Source organism: Sphaerisporangium sp. NPDC004334, assembly GCF_053602655.1.
This window is the reverse complement of the sequence record NZ_JBSGDZ010000003.1, coordinates 180,337-204,954: the sequence shown is the minus strand read 5'-3', so window position 1 is coordinate 204,954 and position 24,618 is coordinate 180,337. Positions and strand designations below refer to the sequence as shown.

21 protein-coding genes are annotated in these 24,618 nt (G+C 72.5%); 8 read left to right on the top strand and 13 right to left on the bottom strand.

What is annotated here, in order from left to right; translation table 11 throughout:
* Nucleotides 1-83: 83 nt before the first annotated feature.
* Complete coding sequence (locus ACWEN6_RS04540; protein ID WP_452568941.1) at nucleotides 84-224, top strand: hypothetical protein; 141 nt, start codon at nucleotides 84-86, stop codon at nucleotides 222-224.
* Between the two features lie 197 nt (nucleotides 225-421).
* Here ACWEN6_RS04540 and ACWEN6_RS04535 read toward each other — a convergent pair whose 3' ends face one another.
* From ACWEN6_RS04535 to ACWEN6_RS04515, 5 genes are all read right to left on the bottom strand, one after another.
* On the bottom strand, nucleotides 422-1,345 hold the full coding sequence (locus ACWEN6_RS04535; RefSeq protein ID WP_452568940.1) for a DNA-3-methyladenine glycosylase family protein: 924 nt from the start codon (nucleotides 1,343-1,345) through the stop codon (nucleotides 422-424).
* Nucleotides 1,346-1,493: 148 nt separating this feature from the next.
* A complete protein-coding gene (locus ACWEN6_RS04530; RefSeq protein WP_452568939.1) occupies nucleotides 1,494-2,597 on the bottom strand; it encodes a sugar phosphate nucleotidyltransferase in 1,104 nt (367 codons plus the stop codon).
* Between the two features lie 15 nt (nucleotides 2,598-2,612).
* Nucleotides 2,613-3,740, bottom strand: a complete 1,128-nt coding sequence (locus ACWEN6_RS04525) for a glycosyltransferase family 4 protein (RefSeq protein WP_452568938.1) — start codon at nucleotides 3,738-3,740, stop codon at nucleotides 2,613-2,615.
* 226 nt (nucleotides 3,741-3,966) lie between these two features.
* Nucleotides 3,967-4,911, bottom strand: a complete 945-nt coding sequence (locus ACWEN6_RS04520; protein WP_452568937.1) for a lysylphosphatidylglycerol synthase domain-containing protein — start codon at nucleotides 4,909-4,911, stop codon at nucleotides 3,967-3,969.
* A 50-nt stretch (nucleotides 4,912-4,961) separates the two neighbouring features.
* Nucleotides 4,962-5,822, bottom strand: coding sequence for a methyltransferase domain-containing protein (locus ACWEN6_RS04515; protein WP_452568936.1), 861 nt, complete (start codon nucleotides 5,820-5,822; stop codon nucleotides 4,962-4,964).
* A gap of 120 nt (nucleotides 5,823-5,942) precedes the next feature.
* On the opposite strand from ACWEN6_RS04515, the gene ACWEN6_RS04510 reads away from it, so the two are divergent.
* Entirely contained in the window at nucleotides 5,943-6,887 is a 945-nt protein-coding gene (locus tag ACWEN6_RS04510) for a lysylphosphatidylglycerol synthase transmembrane domain-containing protein (RefSeq protein WP_452568935.1), read from the top strand.
* Here ACWEN6_RS04510 and ACWEN6_RS04505 read toward each other — a convergent pair.
* The 5 genes from ACWEN6_RS04505 to ACWEN6_RS04485 all read right to left on the bottom strand — a co-directional run bounded on the left by ACWEN6_RS04505 (nucleotide 6,842) and on the right by ACWEN6_RS04485 (nucleotide 13,257).
* Nucleotides 6,842-7,972: a glycosyltransferase family 4 protein gene (locus ACWEN6_RS04505; RefSeq protein WP_452568934.1), complete on the bottom strand. Its 1,131-nt coding sequence runs from the start codon at nucleotides 7,970-7,972 to the stop codon at nucleotides 6,842-6,844. The two genes, ACWEN6_RS04510 and ACWEN6_RS04505, sit on opposite strands and share 46 nt — an antisense overlap.
* A 1-nt stretch (nucleotide 7,973) precedes the next feature.
* A complete protein-coding gene (locus tag ACWEN6_RS04500) occupies nucleotides 7,974-8,903 on the bottom strand; it encodes a glycosyltransferase family 2 protein (RefSeq protein ID WP_354925663.1) in 930 nt (309 codons plus the stop codon).
* Nucleotides 8,904-9,101: 198 nt separating this feature from the next.
* Entirely contained in the window at nucleotides 9,102-10,022 is a 921-nt protein-coding gene (locus ACWEN6_RS04495; RefSeq protein WP_452568933.1) for a permease-like cell division protein FtsX, read from the bottom strand.
* A 54-nt stretch (nucleotides 10,023-10,076) separates the two neighbouring features.
* Nucleotides 10,077-10,979: a permease-like cell division protein FtsX gene (locus tag ACWEN6_RS04490; protein WP_452568932.1), complete on the bottom strand. Its 903-nt coding sequence runs from the start codon at nucleotides 10,977-10,979 to the stop codon at nucleotides 10,077-10,079.
* A gap of 67 nt (nucleotides 10,980-11,046) precedes the next feature.
* Complete coding sequence (locus ACWEN6_RS04485; protein ID WP_452568931.1) at nucleotides 11,047-13,257, bottom strand: hypothetical protein; 2,211 nt, start codon at nucleotides 13,255-13,257, stop codon at nucleotides 11,047-11,049.
* Nucleotides 13,258-13,469: 212 nt separating this feature from the next.
* Between ACWEN6_RS04485 and ACWEN6_RS04480 the strand changes: the two genes are divergently transcribed.
* From ACWEN6_RS04480 to ACWEN6_RS04460, 5 genes are all read left to right on the top strand, one after another.
* The gene (locus ACWEN6_RS04480; protein ID WP_452568930.1) at nucleotides 13,470-15,200 is read left to right on the top strand and encodes an ArnT family glycosyltransferase; all 1,731 of its coding nucleotides are present in this window, start codon (nucleotides 13,470-13,472) and stop codon (nucleotides 15,198-15,200) included.
* A gap of 284 nt (nucleotides 15,201-15,484) precedes the next feature.
* A complete protein-coding gene (locus tag ACWEN6_RS04475; RefSeq protein WP_452568929.1) occupies nucleotides 15,485-17,239 on the top strand; it encodes an LCP family protein in 1,755 nt (584 codons plus the stop codon).
* 371 nt (nucleotides 17,240-17,610) lie between these two features.
* Nucleotides 17,611-19,548 (top strand): acyltransferase family protein, encoded by a 1,938-nt coding sequence (locus tag ACWEN6_RS04470; protein WP_452568928.1) that lies wholly within the window; start codon nucleotides 17,611-17,613, stop codon nucleotides 19,546-19,548.
* Nucleotides 19,549-19,628: 80 nt separating this feature from the next.
* Nucleotides 19,629-20,747, top strand: a complete 1,119-nt coding sequence (locus ACWEN6_RS04465) for a glycosyltransferase (RefSeq protein WP_452568927.1) — start codon at nucleotides 19,629-19,631, stop codon at nucleotides 20,745-20,747.
* A 116-nt stretch (nucleotides 20,748-20,863) separates the two neighbouring features.
* Entirely contained in the window at nucleotides 20,864-21,655 is a 792-nt protein-coding gene (locus ACWEN6_RS04460; protein WP_452568926.1) for an acetoacetate decarboxylase family protein, read from the top strand.
* Nucleotides 21,656-21,778: 123 nt separating this feature from the next.
* Here the strand turns inward: ACWEN6_RS04460 and ACWEN6_RS04455 are convergent, their stop codons facing one another.
* The 3 genes from ACWEN6_RS04455 to ACWEN6_RS04445 are packed head-to-tail and all read right to left on the bottom strand — an operon-like array spanning nucleotide 21,779 to nucleotide 23,815.
* Nucleotides 21,779-22,348, bottom strand: coding sequence for a TetR/AcrR family transcriptional regulator (locus ACWEN6_RS04455; protein WP_452568925.1), 570 nt, complete (start codon nucleotides 22,346-22,348; stop codon nucleotides 21,779-21,781).
* Complete coding sequence (locus ACWEN6_RS04450; RefSeq protein WP_452568924.1) at nucleotides 22,341-23,177, bottom strand: alpha/beta fold hydrolase; 837 nt, start codon at nucleotides 23,175-23,177, stop codon at nucleotides 22,341-22,343. The genes ACWEN6_RS04455 and ACWEN6_RS04450 overlap by 8 nt, the downstream gene beginning before the upstream one ends.
* An 11-nt stretch (nucleotides 23,178-23,188) precedes the next feature.
* On the bottom strand, nucleotides 23,189-23,815 hold the full coding sequence (locus ACWEN6_RS04445; RefSeq protein ID WP_452568923.1) for a TetR/AcrR family transcriptional regulator: 627 nt from the start codon (nucleotides 23,813-23,815) through the stop codon (nucleotides 23,189-23,191).
* Nucleotides 23,816-24,222: 407 nt separating this feature from the next.
* Between ACWEN6_RS04445 and ACWEN6_RS04440 the strand changes: the two genes are divergently transcribed.
* A complete protein-coding gene (locus ACWEN6_RS04440; RefSeq protein ID WP_452568922.1) occupies nucleotides 24,223-24,465 on the top strand; it encodes a hypothetical protein in 243 nt (80 codons plus the stop codon).
* Nucleotides 24,466-24,618: the final 153 nt, after the last annotated feature.

Here is a 24,618-nt window from a genome sequence, read left to right as displayed (position 1 = left end):
GCCCAGAGAATCTCGATGGACGTGAAACTATGCACGCGCACATAATAGAAGGGCACCCAAGGGAACCTTCTCAAGGAGTCACGATGTCCTGGCTGATCCTCGTCCTCATCGCCGCCGCCGCCGTGCTCGCGCCGCTGTTCGGCACCGACACCCGTGACGGGCGCGACTGGGCCTCCAACTCCCCGACCATGACCGGCGACCGTTCCTCGTTACCCGCCCGCTGACCGGCCCGCCCCGGCCTCCTGACCAGCCCGCCCCGGCCTCCTGACAGACCCTCTCGGCTCGCTGACAGACCCTCTCGGCTCGCTGACCGGTCCGCCCGGCCACCGACCGGCCCGCCCGACGGCCGACCGACCTGTACGGCCCGCTGACCTGCCCGCTCGGCCCGCCCGCTCGGCCCGCTGACGGGCCCGCTCGGAGATCAGAAGGAGCGGTAGTCGCGGGCGGCCATCCGCGGTCCGCGCGCCGGCGGCCGGCGGCCGCCGAGTTCCAGCAGCCGCACGATGCGGTGGCGGTGCCCCCGGTAGGGCGACAGCAGTTCCAGCATCCCCGCGTCGTCGGTCTTGCGGCCGGTCAGCGACCAGCCGACCAGCGACGGAAGGTGGTAGTCGCCGACCGAGACGGCGTCGGGGTCCCCGTACGCCCGCTGACGGACCTCCGCCGAGGTCCACACCCCGACGCCCGGCAGCGCCCGCAGCAGCCGGTCGGCCTCGGCCTCCCCCGCCGCCTCCAGCTTGGCGGCGTGCAGGGCGGCGTTGACGATCGTCCTGGCCCGCACGGCCTCCGCCCCCGCCCGGTGCCAGTCCCAGGACGGGATCGTCCGCCACACCTCGGGCTCGGGGAACACCCGCATCATCGCCGGCGCCGGGCCCGGCGCGGGCTCGCCGTAGCGGGACAGCAGCCACCGCCACGCCCGCCACGCCTCGCGGCCGACGACCTTCTGCTCCAGCACGGCCGGCACGAGCGCCTCGAACACGCGCAGCGTGCGGCCCACCCGCAGGCCCGCGTGCCGCGAGGCCAGCTCGCGCACCAGCGCGTGCCCTTCGGGGCCGAGCGCCCCCATCAGGCGCGCGAAGTCGCCGACCCGGTCGTGCGCGCCGAGCAGATCCGGCAGGGTCTCCAGCATCCAGCCGGCGCCTGGCCCCCAGACGTGGGCGACCACCGTCCGCTCACGCGGCTCCACGGTGACGCGCAGCGTGCCGGGCCCCTCGGGGGTGCGGGAGGTGCGCCAGATGGCCCGGTCGGCGGTGAGCTGCCAGGCGGGGTCGCCGGAACCGCGCCGGTGCGGCGCCATGGCCGACTCGACGTCCACCGGAGCGTCCGGCCGCCACCTGCGTTCTCGCACAACGCCAGACTAGTTCTCGCCCGACGCCGCACTATTGGCGCGGCCGGAGCCCAGCCGCGCCCTCCCCGGGAGAGATCCCCCCACGCCAGACCTCGCAGGCGCCAGACCTCGTAAACGTCGAACCTCGTCGGCGTTGATCTCGCAGGGGTCAGACGTCGCTGGAGAAGCGGACGGCGCCCGGCGGCAGCCGCACGTCCGGCCACACGCGGGCCCCGGCCAGCAGTTCGTTGCCCGGCCCGACGACCGCGCCCTCGCCGATGACCGCGTTGCGCAGCACCGCCCCCGACGCCACCCGGGCCCGCGCGCCGACCACCGAGTCGACCACGACGGCCCCGGACTCGATCACCGAGTCGGCGTCCAGCACACTGCCGTGCACCGACGCGTCGGACTCCACGACGGCCCGCGGCCCGACGACCGTGCCGCCCTCGATCTTGGCGCTGGGCGAGACCTCGGCGCCGGGCAGCGCCATGAACTCCCCGCAGGGCGCGGGCAGCGCCGGAGAGGGCAGGCGGCCCAGCACCAGGTCGCAGGAGCCCTGGACGAACGCGGCGGGGGTGCCCACGTCCAGCCAGTAGGAGCGGTCGGCGTACCCGAGCACCAGCTCGCCGGCCGAGATCATGCCGGGGAACGTCTCGCGTTCGACGGAGACCACCTGCCCCGCCGGGATCCGGTCGATGACCGAGCGCTGGAAGACGTAGCACCCGGCGTTGATGCGGTTGGTCACCGGGTTCGGGGTCTTCTCCAGGAAGGCGGTCACCCGGCCCTGGTCGTCGGTCGGCACGCACCCGAACCGCGAGGGGTCGTCCACCTCGGTGAGGTGCAGCGTCACCGCCGCCCCGCGCGAGACGTGCAGCCCGACCTGCTCGGCGATGTCGTGCCCGGACAGGATGTCGCCGTTGAGCACGAGCACCGGCGCGTCCGGGCCGCAGGTGAGCGCCTCGGCGGCGTTGCGGATCGCCCCGCCGGTGCCGAGCGGGGTCTGTTCCGTCATGTACGAAAGCGACAGGCCGAAGGAGGAGCCGTCCCCGAACGCCTCGGCGAACATCGAGGCGCGGTAGGAGGTGGCGAACACGATGCGCCGGACGCCGAAGGACCGGGCACGCGCGAGTTGGTGGGCGAGGAAGGGCACGCCCGCGGTGGGAAGAAGCGGCTTGGGGGTGCTCAAGGTGAGAGGGCGAAGACGGGTGCCCTGCCCGCCTACGAGGAGAATGGCCTCCAGGTGCGCCGACTCCGGCGAGTAGCTGCTCGTCACACCGGTGAGGCTAGCTCACTGATCGACCGCTCGTTGAAAGCTCATCATATGCGCCTCGGCGGAGGCCTCCCACGTGAACTCCCGCGACCTGGCAAGACCCGCCTCGGCGAGCGAACGCCGGCGTTCCCCGGACGAAAGGAGCGCCCGCAGCGCGTCGCTGATGCTCCCGGCGTCCGGCTCGGTATAGGCGACGGCGTCCCCGCCGACCTCGGGCAGCGAGGTGCGGTGGGTGGTCAGCACCGGCGCCCCGCAGGCCATGGCCTCCAGCACCGGCAGCCCGAAGCCCTCTCCGCGGGAGGGGAAGGCCACCACGACCGCGCCGCCGAGGAAGCCCGGCAGGTCGGCGAAGGAAAGGTATCCCGGGCGAACGACCCGCACGGCCACCGGGAGCGCGCTGATCGCCTCGTCCACCTCGTCGCTCCACCCCGCCCCGCTCGCCAGGACCAGCGCGGGAGAGCCCGGCAGGTCGCTGACGGCCTGCCCGAAGCCCTTCACCAGGTTCGGGACGTTCTTGCGCGGCTCGAAGGCGCCGAGGAAGGCGACGTACGGGCGGCCGCGCAGGCCGAGCCGCCCCGACACCCGCTTGACCTCCTCCTCCGACGGCTGGTGGAACAGCGCCCGGTCGACCCCGTGGTAGGCGACGTCGATGCGCGTCGGATCGGCCGCGAGCACGCGCACCAGCTCGTCGCGGGTGGCCTTGGAGGGCACGATGACCCGCTGGGCGCTGCGGACGGCCGTGCGCGTCGCCGCGCGGAAGAAGGACGCCCTGACGTTGTCGTGCCGTCCGGGCTCGGTGAACCAGGTGACGTCATGCACGGTCGCGACGGTGGGCAGCCCGGAGTGCAGCGGGATGGAGTAGTACGGGGCGTGGATGACCTGCGCGCCGACCTGGCGGGCCAGCACGGGGATGCCCGTCTGCTCCCACACCAGCCGCGCGGCGCGGTTGGTGATCGCCGGAGGCCCGGCGAGGATGCGGGCGGAGGGGGCGATCTTGCCGTAACGCTCGGCGTCGGCCCGCTGGCAGACCACCGACAGGTCGGCGCCGGCCCGGTCGAGCGCGGCGACCAGCCCGTCGACGTAGCGGATCAGGGCGCCGCGGTCGGCCGGAACCGCCGCGGCGTCGACGAGCACTCGGGGCGTCAAGAGCGATCGCTCCCTTCCGATCTCGGTGCCGGTCATCGGCGGAGATCGCGTGCGGGCGAAGGTCCCCAGATCGGTGCGAACCGGCAGGGCCACCCGTGTGTCCCGCCGGTCACCGCCGGCCCCTCGCCCCCGATCCCCATCGGCATCACTCTATTGCGAGGGTCCCCGAATCCGTGAGAGATATGACAGGCATTTAGGGCGTCCGGCGGGCAACGAATGCGGAAAATCAGTCGTGTTCGGCGGTGACGGGAACGGATTCCGCGCGCCGGGCGGCCAAGCCCGCGAGGCCCGCCCACATCAGGTCGCCGAGCGAGACCAGCAGCCGCGAGCACAGGGCGGCGGCCAGCGCCGTCCCGCCGGGAAGGACGGGGGCGAGCGCCGCCACCATCGCCACCTCGCGCACCCCGGCCCCGGCGGGCGCGATGACCACGATGAACCCCAGGCACCAGGCCAGCGAGAACGCCCCGAGGGACAGCGCCAGAGCGCGCGGCCCGGCGGTGCCGAGCCCGGCCACGACCAGCCAGAGGTGGACGCCGTAGGCCGCCCAGCCCGCGAACGCCCAGCCGGCCGAGGCCAGCACGCCGCGGCGGCTGAGGGGGCGCTCCAGCGGGGGCCGACGCAGCAGCCGCAGGCCGAGGCCGAGCACGCCGTTGACGACGCGCGGGTGCAGCCCGGCGACCAGCACGGGCAGCAGCAGGAGCAGCCAGGCGTAGCGGGCGACCGAGTCTCCGGCGAAGGCGGGCAGGGTGAGCAGGGCCACGCCCAGGCCGCTGGCCAGGTAGATGGGGTAGGTCAGGAAGAAGGCGGTGGCGCTGCGCGAGCGCGGGACGCCGAGGTCCTTGCCCATCTCCATCTGCGCGAGCACCGGCCACAGCGAGCCGGGAATGTACTTGCCGAGCTGGCCGACGAAGAACACTTTGGCGGCGTCGGTGAGTGCGAGAGGCGACCCGAGGTCGGCCAGCAGGGCGCGCCACATGAGCATCCCCGCCGACAGGGCCGCGAGGACGGCCACCAGCGATGCGGCGAGCAGCGGCCACGACAGCCGGGAGAAGCCGTCGGCCACCTGTGACCAGCGCCCGGCGATGGCCCACGCCCCGAAGCCGAGGGCCACCAGCAGGAACAGCAGCCGGACCAGCTTCTTGCGCGCCGAGCGGGCGGGCGGAGCGGTCACGGCGTCCGGACCTGGCACGGAGTCCGGACCGGACATGGGGTCCGGAGCGGTCATGGGGTGCGGACCGGCTCGGGGGGCTGCGGGAGGGCGGGCCCCAGCGGCCGGCGCGGCGTCTTGGTGGCCACCCACAGATACGTGGGCACGACCGGCAGCAGCGCCCGCAGCGCCGGGCGCGGCGTCCGCGCCAGCGTGCCCTGGGCGGCCCGTCCCACAGAGCCGGGGAACAGCTCGGCGCCGGCGAACCGCTCGGGCGAGGCCAGCACCGGGAAGGAGTAGTCCCAGACGTGGAAGCCGGAGAGCATGCGGCGCAGCCCCGGCCGGGTGCGGAAGCGCTCGTAGTAGTGGTCGGCACGGCCGAAGGCGCGCACGTAGCGGTCGGCCAGCGACGGCGGCAGGTAGGACAGGAACGGCAGCTTGTAGTGCGGCTCCATCACGCCGAGCCGGTTGCCCAGCCCGAGGTAGAGCACGCCGTCGTCGGACAGCACGCGGTGCAGCTCGCGCACCACCGCGTCGGGGTCGACCACGTGCTCGTAGATGTGGTTGAGCACCAGCACGTCCATCGACCCGTCGGGGAACGGCAGCGCCGTGCCGTCGGCGCAGACGAACTCGACCCGCTCGCCGAACCGCCCGGCCGCCTTGCGCAGGCCCGGCACGTCGATGTCGATGCCGAACGCGTGCCGCGCGCCGGCCGAGGCGAGCTCGTCGGCGATGAACCCGGCCGAGCAGCCGATGTCGGCCACCGTCAGCCCGTCGAGCACGCCGGGGGCGCCGTCCCCGGAGGCGGGATCGCGGCCCAGGAAGTGCGCCAGCACGGCGATGATCTTGGCGGCCTTGCGGCGCCGCTTCGCCTCGTCCAGCATCGCCGCCTGGATCTGCGAATACTCCAGCTGCGCCACGCGTTCACTGCCCACGGCCACCAACCCTAGTGGCTGGCGACGGCGGGTTTCATATGGTCACGGGGCGGCCATGATCGCGCAAGACGGCGAAAGAGACGGCCACCGGCCGGTAACGAGGCGTCGTACGCTGGGCGAATGATGAGCCGACTGCGATCAAGTCCTCTGCTCCGGGCGGGGCTCGCGCTCGTCGCCCTCGGGTTCCTGGCCTACGGCCTGTCGCGCAACTGGAACGACACGGTGGCCGCGATGGCCCGGCTGTCGTGGTGGACGGTCGCGGGGTCCTTCGCCGCGGTCCTGGTGGGTCTGGGGTTCATGCTCGTCGCCTGGCAGGTCGTGCTCGCCGGGTTCGGCTCGCCCCTGCCGATGCGCGTCGCCGCCAAGGTGCTGTTCGTCGGGCAGCTCGGCAAGTACGTCCCCGGCTCGGTGTGGGCGTTCGCCGCGATGATGGAACTGGCCCGCGACCAGGGCTCGCCGCCGCGCCGCACCTTCGGCGCGACCGTGATCGGGCTGGTCGTCTCGCTCGGGTGCGCGCTCGGCCTCGCCGCGGTCACCCTGCCGCTGACCTCGCAGGACGTGGCCAGGCAGACGTGGTACCTGCTGCTGCTCATCCCGTTCATCGTGGCGGGGCTGCACCCCCGCGTGCTGACGTTCGCGCTGAACCTCGCCCTGCGCGTCGCCCGCAGGGAGCCCCTGGAACAGGTGCTCCCCGGCCGGGCGATGCTCGTGGCGGCCGCCTGGACGATGGCCGGATGGCTGTTCTACGGCCTGCACATCTGGCTGCTGCTGCGCGACATGGCCCCCGGCGGCCCGTCGCTGCTGGCCGTCGCCGCCGGGGCCTACGCGCTGGCCTGGGTGACCGGGCTGCTCACCGTGATCATCCCGGCGGGCATCGGCGTCCGCGAGGGGGCCATGGTGCTGGTGCTCGCGCCCGTGCTCGACGCCCCGCACGCGCTGGTCATCGCCGTGGTGTCCCGGCTGGCCTTCACCTTCGCCGACGTCGCCTGGGCCGGCATCGGATTCGTGGCGGCGCGCGGTCAGGCGCCCGCCGACAGCAAGGCGGCGGTGTACGCGGCCCAGTGAGGCTCGGGGTCGACGGCCTTGACGCCCTGGCGCAGCCGCTCGGGCTCGCCGTCCTGGTAGAAACGGTCGATCACCTCGGTCAGCGCGTCCACCGAGCCCGGCTCGGCCAGCAGGCCGTCCACCCCGTCGGTGACGTGGTCGGCGAGCGCGCCCACCCGGGTGGCGATGACCGGCAGCCCGTGCTCGTGGCCGAGCCAGGCGTTCTGGCTGGCCGTGGCCGACCGGTAGGGCAGCACCAGGGCGTCGGCCCCGGCGAACAACCCCGGCACGTCATCGGCCGCGACGTACCCCGGCCGCAGCTCGACCCGATCGCCCACGCCCAGCTCGGCGACCAGGGCGCGCGTCTCTTCCAGGCCGCCCCAGAACTCCCCCGCCACCGTCAGCGACACGCCCGGGACTCGGGCGAGGGCGCGCAGCAGCAGGTCCAGGCCCTTGTACGGGCGCACCATGCCGAAGAACAGCAGCCTGCGGCGCACCCCGCCGGACGCCGCCGCGAGGCTCTCGTCCCCGGACGCCGCGAGCATCTCGCCCCTGGGCGCCGCGAGGCTCTCGCCCTTGGAGGGCAGGTGCGGCGGCAGGCCGGCCACGCGCACCGGCGCGGGCGCCAGCCCGCGAGCCAGCCCCGCCTGCTCCTCGGAGTGCGCGAGCACGCGGTCGACCCGGCGCAGCAGCGCCTTGACCAGCGGCGCGTCGTACGGCTTGCGCTCGTGCGGCAGCACGTTGTGGCACAGCGCGACCACCTCGGTCGCGCGGCGCAGCCCTGCCAGGATGCCCAGATAAGGGGGCACCTGCACGGGGCTGAGCAGGGTCAGGACGGCCAGGTCGGCGCCGCGCAGCCGGCGCCCGCAGCGCAGCCACCCGTCGGGACGGCGCCAGTCGAGCTCGCGGCGGACGCCGGGGAACGGCTCCCCCTCCGGCGCGGAGATCGTCTGCTGCCCCGGGTATAGGAAGGACGGGTACTGGGCGCGCCAGGACTCGATCACGACCTCGTGCCCCAGCGCCGTCAGCCGGTGGGCGAGCTCGGTCGTGTGCTGCGCTCCGCCGCCCTTGTACGGGTAGGTGGGCCCGACGATCGCGACGCGCACGTCATTCGCCCCGAGATCGCACGATCAGGTCGGCGAGCAGCGCCAGCGACCCGATGATCAACCCCGAGAGGAACGTCATCACCGTGCTCGCCGGGAAGTAGAACGGGTGGCGGATCATGTCGACGACGCCCTTGCCCAGCGCGATGACCACCAGCCAGATCGCCGGCGGCATGAGCACCTTGAGCGGGTTGAAGTACATCACCATCCGCAGCACCTGCAGGATGTAGCGGTAGGCGTCGGAGATGAAGCTGAACTTCGACGTGCCCGCCCGCTTGCTGTACTCGATCGGCATGTAGTGCACGTCGTGCTGGTTGGACAGGAACGCCAGCGTGATCGTCGTCACGCAGGAGAACCCGGGGGGCAGCAGCCGCAGGTACGGCAGCGAGACCGACCGGCGGAAGGCCCGCAGGCCGGAGTTCAGGTCGGGGATCTCCTGCCCGGCCAGCCGCTCGGCGACCTTGCGGATGAACCACTTGGCCGGCACCCGCAGGATCTTGTGCGACCCCTGCTCGCTGGTGCGCGCTCCGACGACCTGGTCGATCGTCGGGTCCTTCTCGAGGATCTGCACCAGCTCGGGGATGCGCTCGTTCGGGTAGGTCATGTCGGCGTCGGTCCACACGACGATCTCGCCGCGCGCGTCCTGGGTGCCGATGCGCCGCACGGTGCCCGAGCCGCCGTTGCGGTGGAAGGCGACGATGTTCATGTGCGGGAACCGGGGCGCGGCCTCGCGCAGCCGGTCGAGCGTCCCGTCGGTGGAGTGGTCGTCCACCGCGACCAGCTCGTAGGTGTAACCGCTGGCGTCCATGGCGCCGGTGATGCGCTCGACCTCGGCGATGACGTGGTCCTGCTCGTTGTAACAGGGCAGAACGATCGTCACATACGGCTTGGCGTCCACGGCGGATCCAGTCTCAGGCGTCTCGGTCACACTCACGTCGGGCGAGGATACAGTGCCCGGCCGGCATCCGAGTGTCCCTCGACCCCATCTAGGACTCTTCCGTCCCCTTTTGTCGTTCTGCCCGCCGGGTCGGCTCGTACTCCCCGCCCCTGCCGTCACCGCAGGCCGCACGCGAGACCACAGCCTCACCCGCACGCCCGGCATGTCCTTCGGCGGCCTCGCGCACGCTGTGAGTCAGAGGACGGACTGGACGCCGGGCACGTTCTTCAGCGCCTGCCGTATGAGCTCGGCCGCGTCCGGCCGGGCGAGCTTCACGTGATAGGACTCCGGCATGTTCACCAGGAGCTTCGGAGGACCGGCCTTGTCCTCGGGGTCGTAGTGCTTCTGCAGCTCGAGCGCGTGCTCGCGATCCTCGAAGTAGATCTTCTCCACCCCGTCCACCTCCCGGATCCGGTCCAGGATGACCTCTCTCTGCCGTTCGGTGGGCGACGCGTACCTGAAGGGCGCGCACGCCTTGGGGGCGCCGGTGCCGCACAGGGTCACGGTCACGTTCGCCTTGCCCGTCCAGAAGTCCGTCGGCGCGCGATAGATCCTCCACACGCCCGCGATCCGGCCGCCCCGTTCCGCCACCTGGCCGAAGACATCGGGGCTGGTGAGCACCCCCTCGAAGGCGTCGCGGAACATCTCACGGGTCATCGTCGTCACCAGACCGTCGGTCCGGTAGACGACGCCGTGCTTCTTGCCCGCCTCCTGGAACTCGGCCTCGCCGCTGACGAACCGCACCGAGGCCACCCCCGGGACGGCTCGCAGCTCCGCCTCGATACGGCGGAGGTCTCTGGTGGCCTCCGCGCCGCCGGCCTGGCACTCCGCGATCTCGGGCTCGCACAGGAAGACAGAGAACCTGTCCTGCGCGGGCAGGGCGACATCGGGCGGCGGCAGCGGCTCGCGGGACTTCAGGTACAGGTATCGGCCGCCGCCCCCGACCAGCCCGAGCAGGACGACGACGGCCGCCACCACCGCCAGCGGTCTCCGGTGAGCCGACGCCCACCGCCTGCCCGCCGCCTCCCACACGCGTAATCGGGACTCGCGTTCGGAGTCTCCGTCCCCGAACGACAACTCCTCGCCGGTCTCGGACGGCTCGGCTCGCCACTCCATGTCGTCAACTCTTCCGATCGTGACGACCCGCCGTCAACCGCGGGCCGCGCGGGATCACCGCACGTCTTCGACGCCGGGCACGTTCTTCAGCGCCTGCCGCAGGCGCTGGGACGCGTCAGGCCCGGCGATCCTCACGCGGAAGGACTCCTGCATGTTCACCAGCAGCAAAGGAGGGTCGAAGGACCGGTCCTCGGGGTAGTAGTGCTTCTGCAGCCGCAGCGCGTGTCGCCTGTCCTCGAAGTAGACCTTCTCCACCCCGTCCACCTCGCGGATCCTGTCCACGATGGCCTGCCTCTGCCGCTCCGTCGGCGACTCGTAGTCGAGCGGCGCGCACTCCTTGGCCGCGCCGGTGCCGCACAGGATCACGGTCACGTTCGCCTTGCCCGTCCAGTATTCCGTCGGCGTCCGCCAGACGTCCGCCACGCCCGCCACCAGACGGCTCCGCGCCGCCACCTGGGCGAAGAGCTCGGGGCTGCGGAGCACGCCCTCGAAACCGTCGGCGAACATGTCACGAGTGATCGGCATCATCGAACCGTCCGGCTGGTAACCGCCCTCCTTCTTGACCCGCTCGAACTCGGCCTCGCCGCTGCGGAACCGCACCGAGGACACCCCTGGCACGGCCCGCAGATCGGCCTCGATACGGCCGACGTCCTTGGCGGCCTCCGCGCCGCCGTCCTGGCACTGTGTGATTCCGGCCCCGCACAGGACGACGACGAACCTGTCCTGCACGGGCAGGGCGACGTCCGGCGGCGGGAGCGGCTTGCGCGACTCCTGGTAGAGGTGCCGGCCGCCGGCGCCCAGCGCCCCGAGCAGGACGACGACCGCCGCGCCGGCCGCCAGCGGCACGCGATGCGCGGAGATCCATTTCCGCGCCGCCGACTCCCATGCCGATGATCGCGACTCCCGCCTGGGGTCGCCCCCGAACGACAGCTCCTCGCCGGCCTCGAGGGGCTCCACTCGCCAATCCATGGCGTCCACTTTCCCGATCGCGCCTCTCGGGCGTCAAACGACGAGCCGGAAACGGTCAGACCGCGCCGGCGATGACCATCCACACGTCGATCGAGAGGGACCAGGTGCCGTTCGGGGCGTCGATGAGGGAGCGCTCGTCCTGGCGGGTGCGCAGCCGCACCACCTGCGCGGGCGTCCCGTACCGGATCAGCTGCACCTTCTCGGCGGCCAGCAGCACCGGGACGCGCCCGGCCGCGCGCACGCGCCGGATCAGCCGGGTCACATCGGAGGCCGCCGCCACGTCGCCCGCCTTGTCCGCCCGGCCGTCGTCGGGGGCGGTCGCCGCCGGGGCCCCGGGAACCGGAGGCGTGGCGCCCCCGCCCTGCCTCTGGACCTGCGCGGCCGGCCGGTCGCACATGGCCCGGACGACCTGGGTGAACCGGTCACCGGTGACCCGCTCGATCATCAGGACCGACGCGTCGGGCGGCAGCGCCGCGCACAGCCCCCGCACCGCCGCCGCCTCGCCGCGCTCGACCGGGGTGAAGGCCGTGCCGATCGACGTGACCGTCCCCGGCGCCACCAGCAGCACGGCGCCCGCCGCGGTGAGCCACCGCATCGCCGTCGTCCCGTACCCGGCGCCGCGGATTTTCCCCCACGCCCAGCGCAGGCCCCACGCCGCGAGGACGACCAGGCCCGGGATCACCACCGGCACCAGCCGCCGTGACGCGAACGGATGGTCGGGAGTGATGGCGGGCCGCCACAACGTCGTCACGGTCGTCCAGCCGATGATCGCCAGCGGCAGCAGCCACGGCGACTCCCTGCCCCGCGCCATCCGCCGCACCAGCACGGCGGCGGCGAGGGTGGCCAGCATGACCACGGGCACGCCGACGTACCAGATCACCCAGTACAGCGACTGCTCCGAGTAGAGCCGGGCCGGATCGGGCCGCATCCCGTTCGCCTGCTGCGTCCACTTGATGAAGATGGAGTTCAGCGTGTCCTCGACCGTGGCGGGCACGCGCCGCACGGTCTGCACCCATGGGCGCACGGCGAACCCCGCCATCACCAGGACGACCAGCGCCGCCAGCGCCTCGGGCAGGCGGCGCGCCGGACGCCACGCGCGCACGGCCCTGCCCGCCGCCGGGATGACCCGCGGCCCGGCGACCGCGCCCGCCACGGTCAGCAGCAGCACGACCCCGCAGATCACCAGCAGCGGCCTGACCGAGTCCGACAGGTAGTTCAAATACGGCCGCGACAGGAAGAAGGCCGCCACCAGGCCCAGGCCCGCGCCCGCCAGCAGGCCGCCGAGCAGCGGCACGCCCATCCGCGCGTACGCCTCGCCCCGCCCGCGCCGCCCGCGCAGCCCGCGCAGCGCGATCAGCAGCCCCGCGTACACAAGGACGGGGAGCACGTCCCGCAGCCCGTCCACCCGCACCAGGACGGCGAGACCGAAGGACAGGCCGGCCGGCACGGCCGTCCCCCGCGACCGGCCGAGCGCGTCGGCGGCCAGCGCCATGCCACCGAAGATCAGGATCAGGGACGGGATCTCGCTGAACGTGGTGCGCGAGGTGTAGAGGATCGGCAGCGCGACGGCGAACGCCAGCGCCGCCACGGGCGCCCACCGCGCGCCCGCCAGCCGGGCGGCGACCCCGGCCACGGTCAGCACGGCCAGCGCGCCGAGCACCGGCGGCACCATCAGCAGCCCGGACAGCCCACCCAGCCACGCGCCGATGGAGTCGATCAGCGGCGCTCCCGGCATGAACTGCGGCACCACCGCGCCGCCATGGTCGTAGAAACCGATGCTTTCGAACCGCAGCGCCGGGTCGGGTCCGCCGAACGCCGCCGTGGGATAGGGCATGGGCAGCAAGCCGTGCCCGGCCAGCCAGGCGGTGTACTGGGCGTAGGTCGCCGGGTCCCTGCGGACGATCAGCTGCTCGGTGTGGAAGATCGCGTTGAACACCCCGGAGGCGACCGCGATCGCGACGACCGCCCACACATGCCCCGCCGAGGCGTCCCCCACCTCTCCCCCGCCTCGCGCGTTGCGGGTGTCGTGCGGCCGTCCGGCGAGGCCACCGGGCGGCTTCCCGGACCGGGTGCCGTACACGCACAGGGCCGCGGCGAGGGCGCCGCCGAGCAGCAGCGCGGGCAGGGGACGGAACCGGCCGGCCAGCAGCAGCGGCAGTCCGGCGAGCAGCCAGCCGGTCAGGGCGAGCGCGGGCATGGCCGTCACCGCCGCGAGCACCCGGCCCGCCGGCGGCCACCGTGAGCGATCGCGCCAGACCCCGTCCATGATCCCGGCGAGCCTAGCGGCCGCGCTGTCCCCCCGTGTCGCCACGCACCCCTCCCACCGGTACCTTCCCACCCCTGAGAACCCGCGACGCTCTCGGGCCGCACGCGGGGGCGCGGGCGGGTGGCCGGCCGGTAACGTAGCGGCGCGTACGCGGGCCTCGCGTGCGCGTTCGTGTCTTCCCGGGACGCCGGGACCCGTGGGCTGGGGGTGGAGTGGTCGCTTCGGAGCGGGGCTCCAGCGTGCGGAGCGGCGCGGGCGAACCCTCCGGGCCGTCCTCCGGCGGGCGGGTCCGTTCCTGGTGGCCGCCGTCGGGCGGGGGGTTCTCCTCGTGGTGGTCCTCGGAGCGGGCGGGCGGACGGCTGTGGGGCGGGCTGCGGGCGCACCGGTGGTTCCTCGGGGTGCTCGGGCTCGGCGTGGCGCTGCGCGTGGTGGCCATGCTCGGCTACCGGCCGGTGCTGTGGTTCCCCGACTCCTACACCTACGTGGTGACGGCGCTGCGTCCCCGTCCCGATCTGGTGCGGCCCGCCGGTTACTCGATGTTCCTGCGCCTGCTGGAGCCGTTCCACTCCTTCGGGTTCGTGGCGTTCGTCCAGCACCTGCTCGGGGCGGCCATCGGCGTGCTGGTCTACGCCGCGGTCCGTCGGGCCGGCGGGCGGGTCTGGGCGGCGACGCTCGCGGCGGCGCCGGTGCTGCTGGACGCCTACCAGGTCCAGCTCGAACACCTCCTGGTCTCCGACACGCTGTTCGCGTTCCTGCTGGTGGCGGCCATGTACGTGCTGCTGGGCAGGCCCACGTGGCGCGCCGTGTGCCTGGCGGGGGCGCTGCTGGGCGCGGCGACGCTGACGCGCACGGTGGGACTGCCGCTGCTCGCCGTCGTGGCGGTGTGGCTGCTGGTCCGCCGTCCCAGCCGGGAACCGCTGGTCCGCCGTCGCAGCCGGGAACCGCTGGTCCGCCTTCCCCGGAAGGAGACCTGCGGTGCCGACGCCGCCGGAGCGGTGTGGCCGCCGGTCGGGCGTCCCGGTGAGGAAGCGCCGGGTGCCGGACGCGCCGTCGGTGCCCGCGGGGTCCTGACGCGGGCATGGCGGCGGGCATGGCGGCGGGCGCGGCCGGCGGCGGTGCTGGTGCTCGTCGCGCTGGTGCCGATCGCGGGGTACGCGGCCTGGTTCTGGGCGACCTACCACCGGGTGGGCATCGTGGGCTCCAACGGCGTCTTCCTGTACGGGCGGACGATGTCGTTCGCCGACTGCTCGGTCATGCGCCCGCCCCGGGACCTCGCGGTGCTGTGCGACGACAGGCCGCCCTCGCGCCGCCCGCCATCGCAGGAGTACGTGTGGGCGCCGGACGCGCCGTTGGTGGCGTTGCCGGGCATCACCTTCACCGCCGAGACCGACCGGCTCGCCGGGCGGTTCGCGCTGCTCGCGTTGCGCAGCCAGCCGCTGGACTACGCCGCCTCGGTGCTCTCGGAGCTGGCCCGCTCGTTCACTCCGAACCGCCCGGTGTACCCCGATCAGGAGATCTACGACTACTACGAGTTTCCGGCGCGGACGCCTCCGCCGCCCGGGCGCTACCCGGCGACCTACGGGGCGAGCCTCGCCGTGCGCTATGAGCGGGGTCCGATCGGCACTCGCGTCGTCGAGCCCCTCGCTGGATGGACCCGTGCCTACCAGGACGTGGTGTGGCTGCCGGGCACGGCCTTGCTGGCCGTCCTGCTCCTGCCTCCGGGCGTGGCCGCGGGACGCGCGTGGCGGTCGCGGGCGCGCCGCCGCGCGGAGGGGCCTGGGCCGAGCCGGACGGCGTGGGCGCCGCCGTGGGTGATGGCGGTGTCGTTGCTGGTCGTTCCGGCGGCCACGGCGGAGTTCGACTACCGCTATGTGCTGCCCGCCGTGCCGCTGGCGTTCCTGTCCGCGGGGGTTCTGACGGCGAGACAGAGGGATCGGTCATGACGGTCGTGACCTGGTGATCCTGTGAACTTCCAGTAAACCCACCGTTTGCGTTATTCCAGGAAATATCCTCGTGTCGGTATGCTTGGCCGCCCGATCGACCCCCTCTGGAGTAACCGTGATCATGCGCCTGTTCCTCCGATCATGTCGCCCAGAGTCGGGCCGGTGACTAACCTCGTGACGAAATGAGCGAGCACCGACACGGCGCCACGGTCACCAACCATCGGAACGCGCCTCCCGCCTCCGGTCGCCGGTCCAGCCGCGGCCGAGCGATGGAGCAGCCTCCCGTGGACGTCCCTCCCCGCGAAGGGGGCCGCCGCCGCAGAGGCGTCCCTCCCGACGCCCCCGCCCCGGTACGGCCCGCGGGCCCCCACGGCCCGTACGAGAACCATCCCTCGGGCCCGCAGGACTTCCCCATGGTGGACGAGCAGCGCGGCCGCCGCCAGCGCGGCGTTCCCGGCGAGGGGCCTCCTCCGCCGCCGGACGAGCCCGGCCGCGGCCGGCGGCGCGGAGGCGGCGACGGCGGTCCCGGAGGCGGCGGCCCGCCTCCGCACGGCAGCGGCGGCAACGGGCGCATGCGCGTCCTGGCCTACGTCAGCATCGCGCTCACCAGCGTCATGGTGCTGCTGGCGCTCACCGGCTACACGCTGTACCGCAACGTGCTCGGCGAGGTCCGCACCGAGGACGTCAGCGGCGACCTCAACGCCAACCGCCCCGTGAACGCCACCGGGGCGCTCAACGTCCTGCTGGTCGGCTCCGACTCGCGGGCCGGCGACAACAAGAAGTACGGCCAGCACATGAGCGACCTGGGCGAGCGCACCGACACGATCATCCTCATGCACGTGTCGCCGAACCGCGACAAGGCGACGCTCATCAGCTTCCCGCGCGACTCCATGGTGCAGATCCCCGAGTGCAAGAACGCCCGCACCAAGGTGGCCATGCCGCCGCGTCTCGACATGATCAACTCCGCCTTCAACGAGGGCGGCATGGCCTGCACGATCAACACCATCGAGGCCAACACCAACATCCGCGTCGACCACTACCTGAAGGTCGACTTCACCGGCTTCAAGGCCATCGTCGACGCGCTCCAGGGCATCCAGATCTGCGTGCCGACGGCGGTGGACGACAAGCAGGCCAAGCTCCACCTGCAGGCCGGCAAGCAGATCGTCAAGGGCGAGACCGCGCTCGCCTACGTCCGCGCCCGCCACTCGCTCGGCGACGGGAGCGACATCAGCCGCATCAAGCGGCAGCAGATCTTCCTGTCCCAGGTCGTGAAGAAGGCCACCAGCGGCGACACCCTGACCAACCCCGGCAAGCTGCTGGCCCTGGTCAAGGCGGCCGCCCACTCGGTCGTCATGGACCCGCAGCTCGACGTCGACACGCTCATCCAGATCGCTCAGAGCGCGCGCAGCCTCACCGCCAAGGGTGTCAAGTTCGTCACGGTTCCCTGGCAGCCGTACACGGAGGACAAGAACCGCGTCCAGTGGAAGCAGCCGGACGCCGGGAAGATGTTCGAGTCCCTGCGCACCGACACCGAGGTCACCCCGTCGCCGGCGCCGAGTGCGTCGTCCACCGGACCCGCCAAGCCGGCGATCAAGCCGGGCCAGGTGCGCATCCAGGTCGTCAACGGCACCAACACCGCCGGCAAGGCCAAGGAGGTCGCCGAGGCGCTGGCGGCGCAGGGCTTCAAGGTCACGCAGGTCGGCGACGCGCGTAACGCCGACGGCACCGACCGGCCGAAGACCATGCTGCTCTACGCCAAGAACGCCGCCGACGGCGCCGACTACGCCGCCCCGGTGGCCGCGAAGCTGGTGCCCAAGGTCACCCCGGCCTCCGGCAAGGTGAAGGCCGGCCTGGTGCAGCCGTTCACCCCGTCGGTGACGCCCACCACCCCGCCGGCCGGCGCGACCGCGACGCCGGCGCCCGGCGCCCCGATCATCCAGCTCGTCATCGGGACCGACTTCAAGAACGTCAAGGTGCCGGTCACCATCCCCGACAGCGCCCGGGTCGTGGACTCCAAGACCGACGTCTGCAGCACCTGACCCGAAAGGCCGTCAGAGGCCGAACAGTCCTGGACAAGGCCCGGTTCCCCGGAGGAACCGGGCCTTGTCCATGCCGTGCCCATCTCATGCGGGTATGTCGTGCTTTCCCGCTGGACGCCGGTCAAGGTGCCGGGGCACCGGGAGGGCGTCGACGGGCGCTGGAACGGGCTGGGCATGACATGGCCGGACCTGAGTTGTCAGAGGTCACAGCAAGACCAAGTTCCGAGTCCGTCGCGACAATTGAAGATCGGCGCGTTAGGGTGGATCATCTGGCAGGCGTGCTCCCGCGATCGTTCCGCCACATCGGCCGAGGGCACCGGCCACAGTCAGAAGCTTCCTGGTCTCCCGACAGATAGCTGAGCGTTTCCCCCGTGAGTGACACCCGATCCTCCTTCCAGGTTCCGGCATCGCGCACCGACGGCGTCTCCACCGACGCCGGCGACGGCGCCCCGTCCCCCGAACGAGGGCAGGCGCCGGCAGATCCCGGTCTGAGCACCGGCGCGGGCATCGGTGCGGGCACCGGCGAGGAAGAGGCGCCCACCGCGCGTTGGCCCGTCCCCGACTACGCCGAGCCGCCGACGGGCGCCTGGGACCGGCACCGGCCCCCGACGGGCGATCGACGCCGCGAGCCCCGCTGGCCCGTCCCCGACAGCGCCATGACCGCCGGCGACGGCGCCGGCCGTGGCCGTCGCGGCGCCCACTCCGGCGGAACGCCCGCCGACGACGATCCCGAGACCTTCACCTTCGACCGCCCCTCCTGGGAGGACGACCCGGGCACTCACGGCGGCCCGGCGGACCCAGGGGCGAACGGCGGCTCGATGTTCTCCGGATCGCACGACGCGGTCACCTCTTCGGGGGCGCACGGCATCGGCATGGCCGCCTCTCCCGGGCCAGGAGCGCACAGCGGGGCCACCTCCTCGGGCGGCCACGCCCTCGGCTCGGTTCCCGGCGCGTACGGCCCAAACCCCGGCGTCCAAGGCTCGCTTCCCGGCGCGCACGGGGGTCCCGGCGCGCACGGGTCCATTGCAGGCGCGCACGGGTCGGTTACGGGTGCGCGAGACGCGCTCGGCGTGCCGGTGGAGGCGCCGGAGTCGGCACCGTCCCCGGACGGGTTCTCCTACTGGCAGCGTCCCGCGGCCCCGCAGCCGGACGGCGGTGCCACGCCGCCGGGCCGTCCCGGCCCGGGCTCGGCCATGCCCGCCTGGGAGCGGCGCCCCTCCGGCGAGGGCCCCGGCCAGGCGGTCGACGGCTGGGACGACCCCGAGGCGGAGGAGGCCCCGCCGCCCCGGCCCGCGAAGCGCCCCCGCGAGCCGTACCTGGACAACGTCAAGTTCCTGCTCATCGCGCTGGTACCGGCCGGGCACGCGCTGGTGCCGACGCTGTCGGCGCACTCCTCCCGGTCGGCCTACCTGTTCATCTACGTGTTCCACATGCCGCTGTTCGTGGTCATCAGCGGCTACCTGAGCCGGAACTTCTGGAACTCCAACGCCAAGACCAACAAGCTCGTCGACACCTTCCTCGTGCCGTACGTGATCGTGGAGGTCGGTTACGCCGTGCTCCGCTTCACGCTCGGGCACAAGTGGAGTCTGACGATCATCGACCCGGCCTGGCTCAACTGGTACCTGCTGGCCCTGCTGCTGTGGCGGCTGTCCACGCCGGTGTGGAAGCGCATGCGCTACCCGCTGCCGATCGCGGTCGCGGTCTACCTGCTCGCCGGCCTGTCCGACCTGCCGGGCGACTTCAGCATGGACCGCTTCTTCGGGCTGATGCCGTTCTTCGTGCTCGGCCTGTGGTTGCAGCCGCACCACTTCGACATGCTCAACCGCCTCTGGGTGAAGATCGTGTCGGTCGGGGTGCTCGTCGGCGCGGTCGGCGTGGCGATCGTCATCGCGCCGCACGTGCCGCTCGACCCGGTGTACTTCAAGGACAGCTACGCCGAACTGCACCTGTCGTGGTGGATGGGCATGGGCATGCGCGCGGGCCTGCTGGTCGCGGCGCTGGCCGTCTCGTTCGCGATCCTGGCGCTGGTGCCGCGCAAGAACACCTGGTTCTCCGACCTCGGCACCCGCACGCTCTACTGCTACCTGCTCCACGGCATTCCTGTCATGATCGCCAAGGAGATGGGCTGGCTGAGCTTCCCGTGGCTGCACGGCCCGCTCGGCGTCATGGCGATTCTGAGCAGCGCGTTCGCCCTGGCCATCGTCCTATGCCTGCCCGAGACGCGCACGGTGTTCAAGTGGCTGCTCGAACCGCGCCTCACCTGGCTCTACCGCAGGCCGTCCAACCGCCCCAAGGAAGCCACCACCTAGAGGCGGATGTTCAGCGGCATTTCCATTGTGATTCACGGTGCGCACCCGGACAGGAAGGGAACGGCGCTCAGCATCGACACATGAAGGTTTGTGTCGGCACGATCGTCCACCACCCGGAGGACGCGCGGATCATGCATCGGCAGATCCGGGCGCTGCTCGACGCCGGGCACGAGGTCACCTACGTCGCGCCGTTCACCCACTGCAACGTCACCCCGCCGCAGGAGATCCGGGCGATCGACGTGCCGCGCGCCGTCGGCCTGCACCGCGGACACGCGATGAACATGGCCCGCGGCGCGCTCCGCCGGGGCGTCAAGGACGCCGACCTGCTGCTCGTGCACGACCTGGAGCTGCTGTTCGCCCTGCCGCGGCGGCGCCCCACCACGGTCTGGGACGTGCACGAGGACATCGTGGGCGCGCTGGACACCAAGACCTACCTTCCCGCGTCCGCGCGCCGGATGCTGCCCGGCCTGCTGCGCCGCGTCGAGACCCGCGCCGAGCGCCGCCTGCACCTCATCCTGGCCGAGGCCGCCTACCGCGACCGGTTCGCCGGGGACCACCCGGTGGTCCCGAACACCACCTACGTCCCCGAGACCGCGCCGCCGCCGCCCGGCGCCAACCGGGTCGTGTACATCGGCCAGTTGTCGGAGGCCCGGGGCGCGCTGGAGATGATCGAGCTGGCGCGCAGGCTCCGGCCGCACGGCATCCGGCTCGACCTGATCGGCGCCGCCGACGCCGCGGTGCGCCCGTTCCTGCGCGACGCGCAGCGCGAGGGACTGCTCGACTGGTTCGGATACGTGCCGAACAACCACGCGCTGCGCATGGCACAGGGCGCCCTCGCCGGGCTGTCGCTGCTGCACGACGTGCCGAACTACCGGCAGTCACTGCCGACCAAGGTCATCGAGTACATGGCCCGCGGCCTGCCGGTGATCACCACACCGCTGCCGCTGGCCGCCTCGATCGTCGGCCGCGCCGACTGCGGCATGATCGTCCCCTACGGCGACGTCGACGCGGTCGCCCAGGCCGTCCTGCGGCTGCGCGACGACCCCGAGCGGCGGGTCGTGATGGGCGCCCACGGGTACGCCGAGGCCCGCGGCCACTACCACTGGCCCGACCAGGCCCGCGAGTTCGTCGCCCGCCTCGAGGAATGGGCCGCCACCCCCCTCCCCACCCGAACCCTCCCCCAAGCCGCCCTGGCCTGACCGACCGCCCAAGCAGCCCTGTCGCAACCGCCCAGCCCAACCGGCCTCGCCCACGGCCGCCCTCGCCTGACCGGTACGGCTGGCGTCCCGCGATCCTGATTGGTGTACTGGACGCTGTGACTAGCCATCTCATCAAGGGACGCCGGGTCACCATGCCGGTCGAGGTCCGGGACGCCACCGTCTGCGCCGCCGTCTACCTCGTGCGAGCCGACGCCGCCCGCGCGGTGCTCGCCTACGCCGATCAGGACGTCATCGAGGTGCTCCCCGGCAAGGCGCTGTGCGCGCTCGGCTTCATCCGCTACGCCGACGGCGACCTCGGGTCCTACAACGAGTTCGGCATGGGCTTCCTCGTCCGTCCCCCCGGCGCGGTCCGCCCGCCCGCGCGAGGCAGGATGTCCGGGATCAAGGACCTGCGCCGGAACGGCAGCGGGGCCTTCGTCCACTGGCTGCCGGTCGACCAGAGCTTCACCCTGGAGGCGGGCCGCTCCATCTGGGGCTTCCCCAAGGAACTGGCCGAGGTGGACCTGCGGCTGTCCTCCCCCTACAAACGGTGCGTCCTGCGCAAGGACGGCCGCCTGGTGCTCGACCTGCTGATCAAACCCGGCATGCCCGTCCCCGGCCCGCCCCCGCCAGGCGTCCCCATCCCAGGCTTGCCCCTGCCCGGCAGCGGTTCGGTCGACCTGGACGCCTACACCCGCCTGGACGGCGTGACCCGGCGCATCCCTTGGACGACCCGTCCCCGCGGCCTGCGCACCCGTCCCGGCGGAGCGCTGATCAGGCTCGGCAACCACCCCATCGCCAAGGAACTCAGCGAACTGGGCCTCCCCAAACGCGCCCTCCTGACCGCCACCGCCACCCACGTGAAGATGACCTTCCACCCCGCCCACCCCACGGCGCGTTCGTGCTGACCCGGTGCCGGATCCAACGATCAAGGCTGATGGCACCCCAATCGCCGAGTCGATCGACCTGAATCGTCTGGCGGCCTCAGCGACACGCCCAACCCATCATGATCTTTCGAGACACGGCCTGGCCTAGTTCGGCGCCGGCTTGGGCAGGCCGGCGGTGATCATGTTCAGGAGCAGGTCGTAGGTGTCGTCCAGGTCGACGGGGAGGCCGAAGCCGCCGGCGGTTTCCAGGACGGCGAAGCCGTGGGCGGCGGCGCGCAGGCATCGCGTCGCGTGGATGGCGTCGGCCCCCTCCAGCCCGTACGCGCGGAGCGCGCCGACCACGATGCCGACCAGCGCCCCGGCCGCCTTGGCCTGGTCGCCACCCTCAGGGGGCGCGGCCTGGCTCATCGCGGCGTACCGGCCGGGGTTGGCGACGGCGTAGTCCCGGTAGATGTGCATGAAGGCGCGCAACGCCTGGTCTCCGGACCGGCCGAGCAGCGCCTCGCGCAGGCGGTCCGCCAGCTCGTCCATGACGCGGGCGGACACCAGGTCGTTGAGCTCCGCCAGGTTGCGCACGTGCTTGTACAGGGACGGCGTGGCGACGCCCGCACGCCCGGCCACCGCCGCCAGGGTGACCGCGGCCGGGCCCTCCTCGTCGATGATCCGCAGTGCGATGTCGACGACCGCTTCCGGAGAAAGCCCTGCCCTAGCCACGGACGTCGTCCTTCAGGAAGCGCAGGATGGCCTCGGCGACCTCGGCGGGGAACTGCGCGTGCGGGTAGTGGCCGGCGCCGTCGATCATCGTGACGACGCCGCGTCCGGCCGGCATCCCGGCGACAATGCCGTCCGCCTCGGCCCGCGGGTCGGTCCAGTCGGGGTCGAGGGTGCCCATGACGACCAGCGCGGGTACGGCGAGCTTGGGCAGTTCGGCGCCGGCGTCGGTGGGCTTCGACATGCCCATCTTGCTCACCACGGCCATCCGTCCCGGCCGGCGCAGCGCGGTCGCCAGGTCGGACATGTACGCCTCGTAGTCGGCGGGCCGGGTGCCGGGGTAGGCGTGGTCGAGGTAGCGCCGCCAGAACTTCACGCTGCGCAGCGTTGCGGTGGCCATCAGCAGTGCCATGCCCTTGCGGTGCCGCCGGTCGCGCAGCAGGCCGCCGAAGTCCATCTTCTGCGCCCGGGTGAACGGGCCGATCTCGACGACCGCGCGGACCAGCTCGGGGTGCTGAGCTGCGGCGATGGTGGCCGCTCCGCCGGAGAAGGAGTGCCCGACGAGCACCGCCGGCCCGCCCAGGTGGCGGATCAGCGCGACCAGGTCGGCGGCGACGTCGGTGCGGGTGTAGGAGGGCCAGCCTGTGCTCGACTCCCCATGACCGCGCAGGTCCACCGCGGCGACCCGGTATCCGGCGGCGACCAGTCGGGGCGCCAGCAGCCGGTACGCCCGCCGGCCGTCCCCCATGCCGTGCGCCAGCACCACCAGCGCCCCCTCCCCCGACACCTCGTAGGCCAGCCGCCCGCCCTCGGTCTCCAGAAATTCCGTCATGGTCCCTCACTTCAAGCTTGGCTAATGTTGTTAGCCATAAAGCTAATCCTATTAGCCGAGGTCGTCAACTCCTCATTCGCTCCGTTGAAGATGCGGTCGAGGTGGTAGTCGATGACCCGCCACACCTCCGCGACGCCATAGCGGCCGTGAAGAACCTCCATGCCGAGCCCGGTCACGCCCGAGACCAGCAGGTCCGCCTCGTGACGCGGATCGAGGCCGGGCGGCGCCATCTCCGCACGCTGCGCCTTGGCGATGATCTCGGCGACGAGGCCCTCCACAGGGTGGGAGTCGCGCAGGAACACCGCGGCGAGCGCGGGATCGGTGAGGCTGCGCGCGTAGTAGGCCTCGTACACCCGCAGGACCATGCGCCGCGACTCGTCCAGCGGCAGGAACTCCGCCAGGATGGCCCGCAGCAGGTCGCGAGGCGCCGCTGCGGCGTCCGAGCCAGCCAGCCGGGCGGCGACCCGGCGCTCGTTGTCCTCATGCAGCAACTGCAGGGCGGCGACCAGCAGTTGGTGCTTGCTGCGGAAGCGATACTGGACGGCGCGCAGCGAGACACCCGCCTCCGCGGCGATCTCGCGCATACTGGCCGCGCGCAGCCCGCGCTCGGCGGCGATACGCCAGAGCGCCTCGGCCATCCTGCGGCGCACCTGCGAGTCGGCGCCCGAAGCGGCCCCCGAAGCGGCCCCCGAAACCGCGCCCGATTCGGCTCCGGAAACGGCCCCCGAATCAGCGCCGGGATCGGCTCGCGGATCGGCGGCGGCCCGGCCCTCTGGCGATCGAGGCCGGGGCGGGTTCTTCCGCCTCCGGTACGCCTTGGCCTGGCATGCCCGCGAGCAGTACGCGGGCGGACGGCCTCGCGTCGCCGTCGGCAGCGGCGCGCCGCACATCTGGCAGCCCGGCGATATTTTCATCACGCACACCTATCACGATCTTCTGGCTAATGTGTGACGAAAAGATTGATCAGCCAGCGTATTGAGCAGATCACCCCATGAAGCACTGGATACATTTGTACCGTAACTCACCGGATCATCGCGGAGGCGAAATGAATGAGGCCTGGTACCGGTTGTCAATGCTTCTCGTGCTCGCCGCGGGTGTGTGGGAGGGGCCGATCGCCATCGTCTTCCGCCTCTTCACCGACCGGGCGCCCACCCTGTTGACGGTGGCCGACTACCTGCCCACCCCGTGGTGCTATCTCGCCGCCGTCGGCGCGACGCTCACCGCTCTGACCCTGATCGCTTTCTTGGACACCAAGCACAAGAAGGTCATAGGCCGCGAATCCCGGTAGCCCCACCATGGTCCGGGGAAACCGGCGGGGCGGGCCGGCGGGACCTTCGTCCGCAGCCGAAGCCACCTCCCCCGATCCCCTTCTCGCGAGCCGCCCAGCCCGGCGCTTCCGGCGACCTCCTTGCCACCTCCTCGCCACAAGGCCGCCCGCCCT